Source organism: Paenarthrobacter nitroguajacolicus (genome assembly GCF_029952445.1).
Lineage (GTDB): Bacteria > Actinomycetota > Actinomycetes > Actinomycetales > Micrococcaceae > Arthrobacter > Arthrobacter nitroguajacolicus_B.
On the sequence record NZ_JAQPPK010000006.1, the window covers coordinates 13,337 to 26,798 of the forward strand.

At 63.1% G+C, this 13,462-nt stretch carries 14 protein-coding genes and 1 riboswitch; of the genes, 2 read left to right on the plus strand and 12 right to left on the minus strand.

What is annotated here, in order from left to right:
* Positions 1–16 precede the first annotated feature (16 nt).
* The 8 genes from rplS to PJL15_RS05475 all read right to left on the minus strand — a co-directional run bounded on the left by rplS (position 17) and on the right by PJL15_RS05475 (position 5,607).
* Positions 17–370, minus strand: coding sequence for a 50S ribosomal protein L19 (gene rplS, locus PJL15_RS05440; protein WP_144649543.1), 354 nt, complete (start codon positions 368–370; stop codon positions 17–19).
* A 263-nt stretch (positions 371–633) separates the two neighbouring features.
* Entirely contained in the window at positions 634–1,434 is an 801-nt protein-coding gene (gene trmD / locus PJL15_RS05445; RefSeq protein WP_281450189.1) for a tRNA (guanosine(37)-N1)-methyltransferase TrmD, read from the minus strand.
* Positions 1,431–1,967, minus strand: a complete 537-nt coding sequence (gene rimM / locus PJL15_RS05450) for a ribosome maturation factor RimM (RefSeq protein ID WP_281450190.1) — start codon at positions 1,965–1,967, stop codon at positions 1,431–1,433. The genes trmD and rimM overlap by 4 nt, the downstream gene beginning before the upstream one ends.
* Positions 1,968–2,097: 130 nt before the next feature.
* Complete coding sequence (locus PJL15_RS05455) at positions 2,098–2,340, minus strand: RNA-binding protein (RefSeq protein ID WP_011775119.1); 243 nt, start codon at positions 2,338–2,340, stop codon at positions 2,098–2,100.
* Position 2,341: 1 nt separating this feature from the next.
* Positions 2,342–2,764: a 30S ribosomal protein S16 gene (rpsP, locus tag PJL15_RS05460; protein ID WP_024817151.1), complete on the minus strand. Its 423-nt coding sequence runs from the start codon at positions 2,762–2,764 to the stop codon at positions 2,342–2,344.
* A gap of 237 nt (positions 2,765–3,001) precedes the next feature.
* Positions 3,002–3,439 (minus strand): hypothetical protein, encoded by a 438-nt coding sequence (locus PJL15_RS05465; protein WP_281450191.1) that lies wholly within the window; start codon positions 3,437–3,439, stop codon positions 3,002–3,004.
* A gap of 134 nt (positions 3,440–3,573) precedes the next feature.
* Positions 3,574–4,446 carry a VOC family protein gene (locus PJL15_RS05470; RefSeq protein ID WP_281450192.1) on the minus strand — a complete coding sequence of 291 codons (873 nt, stop codon included), beginning with the start codon at positions 4,444–4,446 and terminating at the stop codon, positions 3,574–3,576.
* Positions 4,447–4,524: 78 nt separating this feature from the next.
* The gene (locus tag PJL15_RS05475) at positions 4,525–5,607 is read right to left on the minus strand and encodes an amidohydrolase family protein (RefSeq protein ID WP_281450193.1); all 1,083 of its coding nucleotides are present in this window, start codon (positions 5,605–5,607) and stop codon (positions 4,525–4,527) included.
* A gap of 84 nt (positions 5,608–5,691) precedes the next feature.
* A riboswitch (TPP riboswitch) is annotated at positions 5,692–5,799 on the plus strand.
* On the opposite strand from PJL15_RS05475, the gene thiC reads away from it, so the two are divergent.
* Complete coding sequence (gene thiC, locus PJL15_RS05480; RefSeq protein WP_281450194.1) at positions 5,795–7,630, plus strand: phosphomethylpyrimidine synthase ThiC; 1,836 nt, start codon at positions 5,795–5,797, stop codon at positions 7,628–7,630. It overlaps the preceding riboswitch by 5 nt.
* Here thiC and PJL15_RS05485 read toward each other — a convergent pair.
* Positions 7,613–8,335 carry an alpha/beta fold hydrolase gene (locus PJL15_RS05485; RefSeq protein ID WP_281450195.1) on the minus strand — a complete coding sequence of 241 codons (723 nt, stop codon included), beginning with the start codon at positions 8,333–8,335 and terminating at the stop codon, positions 7,613–7,615. The two genes, thiC and PJL15_RS05485, sit on opposite strands and share 18 nt — an antisense overlap.
* 64 nt (positions 8,336–8,399) lie before the next feature.
* Entirely contained in the window at positions 8,400–9,980 is a 1,581-nt protein-coding gene (ffh, locus tag PJL15_RS05490; protein ID WP_018776214.1) for a signal recognition particle protein, read from the minus strand.
* Positions 9,981–10,150: 170 nt separating this feature from the next.
* On the opposite strand from ffh, the gene PJL15_RS05495 reads away from it, so the two are divergent.
* Positions 10,151–11,551 carry a glucose-6-phosphate dehydrogenase gene (locus PJL15_RS05495; protein WP_281450196.1) on the plus strand — a complete coding sequence of 467 codons (1,401 nt, stop codon included), beginning with the start codon at positions 10,151–10,153 and terminating at the stop codon, positions 11,549–11,551.
* A 76-nt stretch (positions 11,552–11,627) separates the two neighbouring features.
* On the opposite strand, the gene PJL15_RS05500 is transcribed toward PJL15_RS05495, so the two are convergent.
* On the minus strand, positions 11,628–11,966 hold the full coding sequence (locus tag PJL15_RS05500; protein WP_167262769.1) for a P-II family nitrogen regulator: 339 nt from the start codon (positions 11,964–11,966) through the stop codon (positions 11,628–11,630).
* Complete coding sequence (locus PJL15_RS05505; protein WP_281450197.1) at positions 11,963–13,297, minus strand: ammonium transporter; 1,335 nt, start codon at positions 13,295–13,297, stop codon at positions 11,963–11,965. Before PJL15_RS05505 ends, PJL15_RS05500 begins: the two co-directional genes overlap by 4 nt.
* Positions 13,298–13,462: the final 165 nt, after the last annotated feature.

A 13,462-nucleotide genomic window follows, 5' to 3' on the forward strand; every position in this document is an offset into this window, starting at 1 on the left:
GCGTAAGTCGCAGGACCTACTTGGCGAAGTCGCGCTTTTCCTTGATCTTCGCAGCCTTACCGCGCAGTGCGCGCATGTAGTAAAGCTTGGCGCGGCGGACGTCACCCTTGGTGACGACCTCGATCTTTTCGATGATCGGGGAGTGTACCGGGAAGGTACGCTCTACGCCGACACCGAAGGAAACCTTGCGTACGGTGAAGGTTTCGCGAACGCCGTCACCCTGGCGGCCCAGGACGAAGCCCTGGAATACCTGGACACGGGAGTTCTTGCCTTCGATGATGTTGACGTGAACCTTGAGGGTGTCACCCGCGCGGAACTCAGGAACATCGTTACGCAGCGAGGCTGCATCTACGCTATCGAGGATATGCATTAATCCACTCCTGGTGAACGCCACAGGTCATTCACTTTGGGTTACGGCGGACAAGCCCGCAGCCCGAAGGCCGATAGGAAATCTCCGCCGAAGTTTCTTGGTGTCCGGCTCCGCCACTGATTGGCGTCACCGGGTTGTCGGACTGTTGGCTGAACTCCCCCTGTGGCAGGTGTCAGCCCAGCAGACACAAGGGTTAATTCTGCCATAAGCGCAGCCATCCAGCCAACTGACCCTGGAGGCAACGCTCGACGGCGGCAGCAGCCTTAGTTGGCGGCGTCGCCACCGGGCCGGGCGCGCAGACGGCCGTCCACAACCTCGTAGCCGAGGTCAGCGAGTGCGTTGCGGTCGGCGCGGCTCAACGCACCGGCGTCGAAATCCGCCAAGAGGTCGGGCCTGCGCTCGGCGGTGCGGCGGAACTGCTCGTGGCGCCGCCACTGGGCGATCTTTCCGTGATTGCCGCTGAGCAGGATCTCCGGGACCTCGTGGTCCCGCCATGATGATGGCTTGGTGTACACCGGGTACTCCAGGAGCCCGTCCGAGTGGGACTCCTCGATCAAGGACTCAGGGTTGCCAACAACGCCTGGAAGAAGGCGGCCGATTGCTTCGACCATGGCCAGGACAGCAACCTCGCCGCCGTTGAGCACGTAGTCACCCAGGCTGACGGGACGAACCGTGAAGTGATCGCGGGCCCAGTCCATGACGCGTTCGTCGATGCCTTCGTAGCGGCCACAGGCGAACACCAGCTGCTTTTCCTCAGCGAGCTCGTAGGCCAACGCCTGGTTGAACCGCTCCCCGGCAGGTGACGGGACGATCAGTACGGGCTTGGTGCCGTCATGCCCTTCGGCGATGGACTCCAGGGCCTGCGCCCACGGTTCAGGCTTCATCACCATTCCGGCGCCACCGCCGTAGGGGGTGTCATCCACCGTCCGGTGCTTGTCCGTGGTGAAGGTGCGCAGATCGTGGACGTTGAGCTCCAGCAATCCGTCCTGCCGGGCCTTGCCTATGAGGGAGAGCTCAAGCGGTGCAAGGTATTCGGGGAAGATACTGACAACATCGATCCTCATTCAGCAGGCTCCCCGGCGCCTTCGTCGTTGAGCTCGAACAAGCCCGCCGGTGGAGTGATCAGGATGTAGCCTTCCTCGATGTTAACCTCCGGTACGATCTCATCGACGAAGGGAATGAGGATCTCCTTGCCCTCCGAAGTGGTCACTGTCAGCAGGTCCTGCACTGGCAAGGTGGTCAGCGCCGCGACTTTGCCCACAACCTGCGAACCAACGCGGGCCTCGAGCCCCACGAGCTCGTGCTCATACCAGCCCTCGTCGTCGTCTTCGTCGTCGAGTTCTTCGGTTTCGATGTAGAGCTTCGCGCCACGGATGGCCTCGGCGGCGTTGCGGTCGGCAATTTCTTCAAAGCCGAGCAGCAGGATGTCCTTGTTCCACCTGGCACTGCGGACAGTCAGTGGTCCAGCGGAAGCCGGCTCCACGACGAACTCGGTTCCGGCGACGAAGCGCTCTGCGGGTGCGTCGGTGAGTACCTGTACCGTTACCTCGCCGCGAATGCCATGGGGTTTGCCGATCCGGGCCACCTGGAGCTGCATGGGTTCCTCTGAATTCCTGTTGTTCCGCGCCGCCGGGCAGCCACGAAAATGAAGTAATGGACAAAGCAATCCGGCCCCTCCACCATATTCGGTGAAGGGGCCGGACCTAAGACAAGCAGTGCTGAGCGCGTTACCGGCGGCGGTCGGTGTCGACGACGTCGACCCTGACCTGCTCGCCACCAGCCAAAGCCGCAACCACAGTACGCAGTGCGCGTGCAGTGCGACCCTGACGGCCGATCACCCGTCCGAGGTCCTCTTGGTGAACGCGCACCTCGAGGGATTCCCCGCGGCGGTTGTTCTTGGCACTGACCTTGACATCCTCAGGGCTGTCAACGATCCCACGGACCAAGTGCTCGAGCGCTTCTGCCAGCAACTTACTCAGCCTCGGTGGTCTCTGCTTCAGCCTCGGCCGGGGCCTCAGCGGCCTCGTCCTTCTTGGCCTTCTTGGTGATGGCTTCCGGGATGATGACGGAACCCTTCTCCGGAGCTACGAAAGCTTCCTTCGGAGCTTTGGTCTTCAGGGTGCCTTCCTGGCCCGGCAGGCCCTTGAACTTCTGCCAGTCACCGGTGATCTTGAGGATCGCGGCAACCTGCTCGGTCGGCTGGGCGCCAACGGAGAGCCAGTACTGGGCGCGCTCGGAAGCGACCTCGATGTACGACGGCTCTTCGGTGGGGTGGTACTTGCCGATTTCTTCAATGGCACGGCCATCGCGCTTGGCGCGGGCATCCATGACGACAATGCGGTAGTACGGTGCGCGCATCTTACCGAAGCGCTTAAGGCGAATCTTTACGGCCACTTTTGTGGTCACTCCTGTTTCTGAAACGGGGTTGAACCCGACGTTTTGCACCCGTGGGGCGGGCCATACTAGACGGTTCGAAGGACAAGATACGAGCACGGAGAGAGGGGCCGCACCGATCGAGTACCTGTCTATTGTGCCAGATGCCCGGGGCAATTACGACTTACGCCGCCCGGGGCGTTGAGTTCTTGGTCACACTAAAGGATGGGATGGTCCCCGGATCCTGACGCGTGTCAGTTATTCGGACCACACGTAAAGGCCGGCGCGCTCTGTTTTTTCCACGTCCGTAGCGAGGGCAGCCAACTGTTGGACGTATTGGCGGGACTGTGCGGCATCGAAGGGCATGTCTTCCTGGCCGGCCCAGGCGGCGGCGACGTCGTCAAGGACATTGGCTTCACCCTCGCTCTCGTACGTGAGCAATTCAGCGAGTGCCCTCACCATCGCCTCGGGAACTCCGAGCAGTGCATCACTGGTGACGTCCACCAGTGCGAGTTCGTAGTCGGCACCCGCTGCGTGGACTGCCTGACCGGCAAGATCACCCAACTGCTCCACCTCGAAGTCCGTGATGCCATCGATCCGGACTGCAGGGCCGGAAGCCTCGGCACCTTTACCCAGGGCGGCCGCCCGCTTGAGTGCTTCGTCGTGGGTGGCTACAAAAATTTCGGCAAAGCCCATGGAAAGTACTCTCAATCCTTCGTGCTGACGGGAGGTGAGGCGCAGGACCAATGGCCCTGAACCGTCATGCCCAGCCTAGTGCAGTCGAACCTGTGCAGCGCAGCGTAGTTGCGGGGCGCCCTTCCAGGCGCCTGCTAGCGAACCGCCACCCGCAGCTTGTTCCGCCACGGATCCTCGAACTGCAGTTCAGCACCGGTGTGGTGGTTCTGAACCCCGGCGATCCGCAAACGATCCGCGAGGGCACCGACATCCTCGCCTGAGGGCACCTCAATGAGCACTTCACCCAGTCCGAGCGTGTCCTTGCGGGGACCCGCGCCACGGCTGTTCCAGACATTCATGGCCATGTGATGGTGGTAGCCGCCCGCGGAAACAAACAGTGCCTGGCCATGCCAGCCTGCGGTCTTCTCGAAACCAAGGGTCCCGACATAAAAGTCGTGGGCCGTGGCGACATCGCCGACCTGCAGGTGGATATGGCCGACGCCGGCAGCGGCCTGGTGCTGGCCGCTGACCGCCGCTTCACTCAGGTGCTGCTGCAGGAAGCGCTGCGGCGGAAGCGCCACATTGTCCATCACGACGTTCTTGCCGTCCCACCGCCAGGAATCGCGGGGCTTGTCGTAGTAGAGCTCGATGCCATTGCCCTCGGGGTCGGTGAAGTAGAACGCTTCACTGACCAGGTGGTCTGCGCTGCCAACAAAAGCCCGGGGTTCATACTGGGCTGCCGTGGCGATGGTGGCTGCCAGCGATGGCTGGTCCGAAAAGAGGATGGCGGTGTGGAACAGGCCCGCCTCTCCCCGCCCCGGGATCTGCAGTCCGGCGGCGGGCGCAAGGTGGACCACCGGCTTGCCAATCCGACCCAGATAAAGTCCGCCATCCTGTTCGGCCACGACCTCCAGGCCCAGGGCGCGCTGATAGTAGTCACTCATCACCTTCATGTCACCAACCTTGAGCATGACGGTTCCCATGGTGAGGTCGGCAGGAAGAAGGTCCTGTACGGAGGATGCGGACATGTGAAGCTCCCGTTTGTTGAGGCGGCCGCCTTTCGGCACGTTCTACCTATCTAAATTACTTGAAGCTTCAATTTATTCCTAGCGGATAATGTGACCGCGCAGGACAACATGCTCAAGCGCGGAAACCGCGCTGAGCTCACGCCTCGGATCCTCCCGGCAGATGACGACGTCGGCACTGGCCCCTTCGCTGATGGACTCGGCGCCCAGCCACTTCCGGGCGCCCCACGCAGCGGCGTCAAGGACCGCAGAAGGCGGCAGGCCGGCGTCGTGCAGTTCTTTCATTTCCTCCGCAATCCGGCCGTGCCTGATCACGCTCCCGGCGTCCGTGCCCGCATAAATGGCGACTCCGGCTTCGTAGGCCTCCAACACCCGTTCGCGCCGGCGCTCCCACAAGCGCGTCATGTGGTCCGCATATTCGGGGAACTTCGGAGCCGCCTGGGCAGCGATGTCCGGGAAGGTCGCGATGTTCACCAGGGTAGGAACGATCGGAACGGCCTGCTCCACCAGCCGGGGCACGTGGCGCGGCAACAGCCCGGTTGCGTGTTCGATGCAGTCAATTCCGGCGTCCAGCATGTCGTCGATGGTGTCCTCCGCGAAGCAATGCGCGGTCACCCGGGCACCCTCATCGTGCGCTGCGGAGATGGCATCCTTCACGGTCTTCGCCGGGAAGGAGGCCGCGAGGTCGCCAACGCCGCGATCGATCCAGTCGCCCACCAACTTCACCCAACCGTCCCCGTCACGGGCTTCTTTGCGAACCGTCTCCACCAACTGATCCGGTTCAATCTCATGGCCCAATCCGCGGAGGTACCTGCGGCTTCGGGCAATGTGCCGGCCTGACCTGACAAGGCGCGGCAAATCCTCCCGATGCTGCACCCACCGTGTGTCGCTGGGAGATCCGCAGTCCCGGATCAACAAAGTTCCTGCGTTCAGGTCAGCCTGTGCCTGGGCGAGGGTGGTGGCCTCGTCCACCGCGCCACCGGCGCCAAGCCCGATGTGGCAGTGGGCATCGACGAACCCGGGAAGCACCCAGCCATCAAGAACCGTATCGGGAGGCCCCGATGGCCGCTCGAACGTCAGCACTCCCCCAACGGACCACATTCCGCGCCGTTCCTGATCCGGCGCTACAAGTACAGGTCCGCTGAATTCGATGATGTTGGCCATGGCAAAAGCCTAATCCGCGGAAGCGTTCAGGCAGCTGCGGAATTCATGTGACTGGGCGCCCAGGGGGAGCTGTGGTAGCTTCGTCTACGACCACACGGGGGCCCTTGCAGGGGCTGAGATCGGGCTGAGGCAGCCTGCGACCGTTGAACCTGTCCGGGTAATGCCGGCGAAGGAAGTGAGTAATCCTTTGAGCACCACCAAAACACAGCACAGCCCTGCCCAAAACAGCTCTACGCAAACCAGTCCTGTCCCAAATGAGGTAGTGACCCAGTCACTGAAGTCCCACTCGTTGGCGTACCTCGAAGACCATGAGGCCGGAATCCGGGTGCCGGTCACGGAAATAGCGCTGGAGCCCTCCCCCAACGGCCAGGCCAATGCCCCACTGAGGGTGTACCGGACGGCTGGTCCGGGGAGCGATCCGGTGGTGGGACTGGAGCCGTTCCGCGCGGAGTGGATCGAATCGCGCGGCGACACGGAGCCTTACACCGGTCGTGAACGGAACCTGCTCGACGACGGCAAGTCGGCGGTCCGCCGCGGCGCCGCCTCAGCGGAGTGGAAGGGGGCACAACCGGTGCCCCGCCGCGCCGTCGAGGGTAAGACCGTCACGCAGATGCATTACGCCAGGCAGGGCCTGGTGACCCCGGAAATGCGCTTTGTCGCGCTGCGGGAAAACTGCGACGTTGAACTGGTCCGCAGCGAGGTTGCCGCTGGGCGCGCCATCATTCCCAACAACATCAACCACCCGGAATCCGAGCCAATGATCATCGGCAAGGCCTTCCTGGTAAAGATCAACGCCAACATCGGAAACTCCGCCGTTACCAGTTCCATTGCCGAGGAAGTGGACAAATTGCAGTGGGCAACGCAATGGGGCGCGGACACCGTCATGGACCTCTCCACGGGCGATGACATCCACACCACCCGCGAATGGTTGATCCGGAACTCTCCCGTTCCGATTGGCACAGTTCCCATCTACCAGGCCCTGGAGAAGGTCAACGGAGAAGCCAACAAGCTCACCTGGGAGATCTTCCGCGACACCGTGATCGAACAGTGTGAGCAGGGCGTGGACTACATGACCATCCACGCAGGTGTGCTGTTGAGGTACGTGCCGCTGACAGCCAACCGCGTCACCGGCATCGTCTCACGAGGCGGTTCCATCATGGCCGGATGGTGCCTGGCGCATCACCAGGAGAACTTCCTCTACACGCACTTCGATGAGCTCTGCGAAATCTTCGCCAAGTACGACGTCGCATTTTCCCTCGGCGACGGCCTGCGTCCAGGCGCCACCGCCGACGCCAACGACGCCGCGCAATTCGCGGAACTGGACACCCTGGCCGAGCTCACGCAACGGGCCTGGGAGTTCGACGTGCAGGTCATGGTGGAAGGACCCGGGCACATCCCGTTCCACCTGGTCCGGGAGAACGTGGAACGCCAGCAGGAACTCTGCAAGGGCGCGCCCTTCTACACCTTGGGCCCGCTGGTTACCGATGTCGCTCCGGGCTACGACCACATCACTTCAGCCATCGGCGCCACGGAGATCGCCCGCTACGGCACGGCCATGCTCTGCTACGTCACGCCCAAGGAACATCTGGGCCTGCCCAACAAAGACGACGTAAAAACGGGCGTGATCACATACAAGATTGCTGCCCACGCGGCTGACCTGGCCAAGGGGCACCCCGGTGCCCACGAGCGGGACGATGCTCTTTCCAAGGCCCGTTTCGAGTTCCGGTGGCGGGACCAGTTTGCCCTGTCCCTGGACCCGGTGACGGCGGAGTCCTTCCACGATGAAACGCTCCCGGCAGAGCCAGCCAAGACGGCGCACTTCTGTTCCATGTGCGGACCCAAGTTCTGCTCCATGCGCATCAGCCAGGACATCCGCGACGAGTACGGATCAGCCGAAGCCCAGGCCGCTATCGCGGACATGTACAGCGGCATGCAGGAGAAGAGCGCGGAATTCCTGGCCTCTGGTGGAAAGGTCTACCTGCCTGAGCTTGAAGTACCGGCGAACTCAGGACGCCTGGGCTGACATTGCCCGTCCCACATCCGCGACGAATGATCGGATGATGTGGTCGCCGTCGACCGAATCCTGGGGCCGGTGCCCGCCCGCTGCCACGCGGCGGAGGGCGCCGGTTTCCTGGAGGTAGGCTGCAATTTCCTCGTACAGTGGTTCCCAACCACCCGTAAGAACCAAAGTGGGGACGCCGGGAACGATCTGCAGTGGCGCCTCCCAGGGCGGGGCCTGCAGCCTCAACCGACGAGCGGCGCGCTGTGCCTCCAAGGTTTCCAGTCCGCCGGTTTCGGCAGAAAAGGCGCGCAGGTAATACTCACGTTGGTAATCGGCGTCGTTCAGCTGGCTCCGCACCTCAAACAGCGGTTCCATCAGGGCGCGATACGAAGCGGTGGCGGGAAGTTCGGCAGTCAACGACAGGCAGGCGGGCTCCACCAGGGACAGCGAGTAAACAAGGTCCGGCCGCTCGACGGCCGCCAGCATGGCCGCGATGGCACCTTGCTCGTGAGCCACCACGTGGCCGCCCCCTGAATCGGCCAGCGCGTCCATCACAATGGCGACGTCGGCCGCGACGTTGGATTCCACCGGCTCGGCAACGGGATCAAAACCGTGCCTCCGGAGAAACAGGGCGTCGTAGGCAAGCGCCATGCCGTGCTGCTTGGGCCATGCCGCAGCACCGAAACTGCCCAGGCCGTGAAGGAAGACTACGCGCTGCTTCTGCATTGGTTCAGCCTATTCGACGGCTCTGACATCCCGGCCCCGACGCAGAGCCGGGACGCCGGCGCGGTTATTTGCCGAGGAACTTGTCGAAGCCCTTGGGGAGGTTGAGCGAGGACGGATCGAAGTCCGCTGCGCCCTGGCCAAAAGCCGCACCTGTTGGTGCTGCCGAGGCTGCGTTGGCCCGCTTGGCCTCCGCGTCGCGCAATTCCTGGGCCGCCTTGGCCGGGTTCCCCGAGCGCGCCTTCTTCTTGGGAGCGTTCTTCCCGTTCTTGCGTCCGCCGCCCGGGCCACCGAGGCCAGGCATTCCGGGCATGCCCGGCATGCCGCCACCCTGGGCCAGCTTCTTCATCATCTTCTGAGCCTGGGCGAAGCGCTCCAGGAGGCCGTTGACCTCGGAAACATGGACACCGGAACCCTTGGCGATACGCGCGCGGCGGGAACCATTGATGATCTTGGGAGCGACCCGCTCATGGGGCGTCATGGAGCGGACGATCGCCTCGACGCGGTCGATTTCCTTTTCGTCGAAGTTTTCCAGCTGCTGGCGGATGTTCTGCGCACCCGGCATCATCATGAGCATCTTCTTCATGGAGCCCATGTTGCGGATCTGCTGCATCTGGGCCAGGAAGTCGTCCAGGGTGAAGTCTTCCTGGTCGGCGAACTTCTTCGCCATCCTGGCTGCTTCGTCCTTGTCCCATGCCTTCTCGGCCTGTTCGATCAGGGTTAGGACGTCACCCATGTCCAGGATGCGCGAAGCCATGCGGTCCGGGTGGAAGAGTTCGAAGTCATCCAGGCCTTCACCGGTGGAGGCGAACATGACCGGCTTACCGGTGACCGACGCAACGGACAGCGCGGCACCGCCGCGGGCGTCGCCGTCGAGCTTGGATAGCACGATGCCCGTGAAGTTGACGCCTTCATCGAAGGCCATCGCCGTGTTGACGGCATCCTGGCCGATCATGGAGTCGATCACGAAGAGGACTTCGTTGGGGATGATGGCCTGGCGGATCCGGCGGGCCTGGTCCATCATCTCGGCGTCAACGCCGAGGCGGCCTGCGGTGTCCACGATCACGACGTCGTGCAGCTTCTGGCGCGCTTCCTCGACGCCGGCCTTGGCTACGGCAACCGGGTCACCGGCAGGGTGCTCAAGCTCGGAGGTAGCGCCGGGGTGCGGAGCGAAAACCGGGACCCCTGCGCGCTGTCCAACTACCTGCAGCTGCGTTACTGCATTGGGGCGCTGAAGGTCGCACGCCACCAGCATGGGGCTGTGGCCCTGGGCCTTAAGCCACTTGGACAACTTGCCGGCCAGGGTGGTCTTGCCTGCACCCTGAAGGCCGGCCAGCATGATGATGGTGGGACCGGTTTTCGCCAGGCGGATGCGGCGGGTCTCGCCACCGAGGATCTCCTTGAGTTCCTCGTTGACGATCTTCACGATCTGCTGGCTCGGGTTCAGCGCTCCCGAGACCTCGGCGCCCAGGGCACGTTCACGGATGCGGCCAGTGAACTCGCGGACCACGGACACGGCAACGTCCGCATCCAAAAGGGCACGGCGGATCTCCCGGACGGTGGCATCGACGTCGGCCTCGGTGAGGCGGCCTTTGCCACGAAGGTTCTTGAAGGTTGCTGTCAACCGGTCAGAGAGTGAATTGAACACGCGCCGCGCACTTCTTTCGATGGTCTACGGATGGTGGCCGGTCCGGCACACCAGGGTCTTGCTGATGCCTGCCCCGGCAAACTTGTCTCAACCACAACAAATCTGCGATAACCACGGGACTCGACTATCTAGGGTACCAAGTCACGCTGGCAAGGTGGCATGCTGGCACAGTGACCAGTAAAACAACTGTAAAAACGTTGCTCATCCTCGGCGCGTCCGGGGACCTGACAGGCAGGCTGCTCCTGCCCGGACTTGCCGGGCTGTTGGCGGCCGGGCGCGCGCCCGGGCTGAGGCTGGTGGGGGCCGGTTCGGACCCATGGTCGCCGGAGCAATGGCAGGAACGGGTCAAGGGCGCTTTCGAAGCGGCGTCGAAATCAGCGGATGCTGCCGGAAGCGCGGCGCTGGCCGCCGTCGCCGAAAGCACCGCCTACCACCAGCTTGATGTGACAGCGGATGGCCCCTTGGCCGAACTGCTGGCACAACTGGAGGGCCCCATCGCCGTGTACTTCGCGCTGCCTCCCCACATCAGCCAGAAGGCCTGCGAAGTCCTGAAGCGGGACCAGGTACCAGCCGGCACCCGCCTCGTGATGGAGAAGCCCTTCGGTTCCGGGACTGAATCAGCCCACGAACTGAACAAGACACTGGCAGCGTTGGTGCCAGAGGACCACATCCACCGCGTTGACCACTTCCTTGGCAAAGCCACAGTGCTGAACATCCTGGGCCTTCGCTTCGCCAACAGATTCCTGGAACCCGTGTGGAACCGGGACCACATCGAGAAGGTGGAGGTCATCTTCGACGAGGACCTGGCACTTGAGGGCCGGGCACGCTACTACGACACCGCAGGCGCCTTGAGGGACATGATCCAAAGCCACCTCCTGCACATCATGGCGTTCCTGGCCATCGACGCCCCGGCCACCATCGAGGAACGCGACCTCCGTGATGCCGTGGCCACCGTCCTGCGGGCCAGCAGCATCAAGGCCCCCTTCCCGGAAACCACGCGGCGCGCCAGATACACGGCGGGAACCCTTGGCGAACGAACGGTGCCAGATTACGCAGCTGAGCAGGGCGTGGATCCCGGCCGAAACACCGAGACCCTGGCCGAGGTCCAGGTGGAGATCAACAACTGGCGCTGGGCCGGTGTTCCGTTCATTCTTCGCTCCGGCAAGGCATTGGGACGGCGCCGCAAGGAAGCCGTCATCACCTTCCGTCCCGTCCCGCACCTGCCCACCGGGTTCGCGGGTGTGGACTCCCCCAACCAACTCCGCATTGGATTCGGCCCGGATGTCCTGCGGCTCGACGTCGATGTCAACGGTCCGGGCGACATCTTCACCTTGGACCGCGCCAGCCTGGTGGCTGAGCTCAACGCGGCAGAACTGCTGCCCTACGGTGAAGTACTTGAGGGAATCCTCAACGGCGACCCCCTGCTGTCCGTACGCGGAGATACCGCCGAGGACTGCTGGCGGATCATCGAGCCGGTCCTCCGGGCCTGGGAGAGCGGCGAGGTTCCCCTGGAAGAATACGACGCCGGCAGCGCCGGACCCGCAGCCTGGCCCACCGCCGTCGAGGACTAAAGCCAGCGATAACGCAGAGCGGGCCGGGTACCTGAATGGGTACCCGGCCCGCTTTTGCCTGTCGGTGGTTTCAGTCCTAGATTGCGGCTGCGCCGCGTTCCCCGGTGCGAACCCGGACAGCTTCATAAACATCCATTGTCCACACCTTGCCGTCACCAGCACGGCCGGTGTTCGAACTGGCGATGAGGACATCAAGGATGTCGTCTGCCTGCTCGTCCGTTGCGAGAACCTCGATACGGATCTTGGGAAGCAAATCCACGTTGTATTCAGCTCCGCGGTACACCTCGGTATATCCGCGTTGCCGGCCATAACCGCTGGCCGCGCTGACCGTCAGGCCCTGGACTCCGTAGGCTTCGAGGCCTTCACGGACCGCTTCAAGCTTTTCGGGACGAACGATCGCCGTGATGAGCTTCATGCCTGGACACTCTCCTTGCCTTCTGCGGATGCCTTGGTTGCTGCGCTGTCTGATTTACCGGTCATGGCCTCGTGCAGCGGCTGGAAGCTGCCACCGTGGCCGTTGACGCCGAACTCGTAAGCGGTCTCAGCGTGGAGGCTGAGGTCGACACCGACGTTCTCCTGTTCCGTGGAGACCCGGAAGCCCATGGTCTTGTGGATTGCCAGGGCGATGATGGCCGTCATCACGGCCGAGAAGACAATCGCTACACCGGCTGCTGCGAGCTGTGCCCAGAGCTGGGTGAAGCCACCACCGTAGAACAGGCCGCCGGGCGTGGTGCCCTCGGTCGGCACTGCGATGAAGCCTATTGCCACCGTGCCGATGATGCCGGACACGAGGTGAACACCCACAACGTCCAGGGAGTCGTCGAAGCCCCATCGGAACTTCAGGCCGACTGCCAAGGCCGAGGCCACACCGGCTACGACGCCGAGACCGAGAGCACCCACGGGGCTGACATCTGCGCAAGCAGGGGTAATGGCGACAAGGCCAGCGACCACACCGGATGCGGCGCCGAGCGAGGTCGGGTGGCCGTCACGGATTCGTTCGGTAATGAGCCAGCCGATCATGGCCGCAGCGGGAGCGGCGAGGGTGTTGATCCAGATGAGGCCAGCCTGTTCGGCGGTGGCTGCTGCACCGCCGTTGAAGCCGAACCAGCCGAACCACAGGATGGCCGCACCCAACATGACGAACGGGATGTTGTGCGGGCGGTGGTTCGGGTCCTTGCCGAAGCCGCGGCGGTTGCCAATGATGAGGACCAGGACGAGCGCCGCCACACCGGCGTTGATGTGCACCACGGTGCCACCGGCGAAGTCGATCGCGTGGCCGAGCGCCTTACCGATCACTCCCTCAGTACCAAACAGCCCCCCGCCCCAGACCATGTATGCCAGGGGAGCGTAGACGAGCGTGACCCATACAGGAACGAAAATGCTCCATGCACCGAACTTGGCGCGGTCAGCAATCGCACCGCTGATGAGGGCTACCGTGATGATGGCGAAGGTTGCGGCGTAGCCGACCTTGATGAGTCCATCCGGAGTGGCGTTGACACCTTCAAGGCCGAAAGTGGCGAACGGGTTGCCAACGATCTCCAGGAAACCCTCGCCGGAGCTCATGGACGAACCCCACAGCACCCAGACGACGCCGACGATACCGATGGAGATGAAGCTCATCATCATCATGTTCAGGGCTGCTTTGGCGCGCGTCATGCCGCCGTAGAAAAATGCCAGACCAGGTGTCATGAACAGCACAAGCGCCGCCGCCACCATGACCCATACGTGACCTGCGGTAAGTTCCATGGTGCACGTTCCTCTCTTGCTAGATCTGCGGTTCAACCGCTGTCCTGACGCCTTTTGCGTCCTGCTTAAGAGTTTTGTGCCGCCGTGTTTCACCTGCGCAGGTTTTATATTGCGGGCCGGTTACAACAACCTCCCCAACGTAAATGGTGCATATCTCCGATGTTA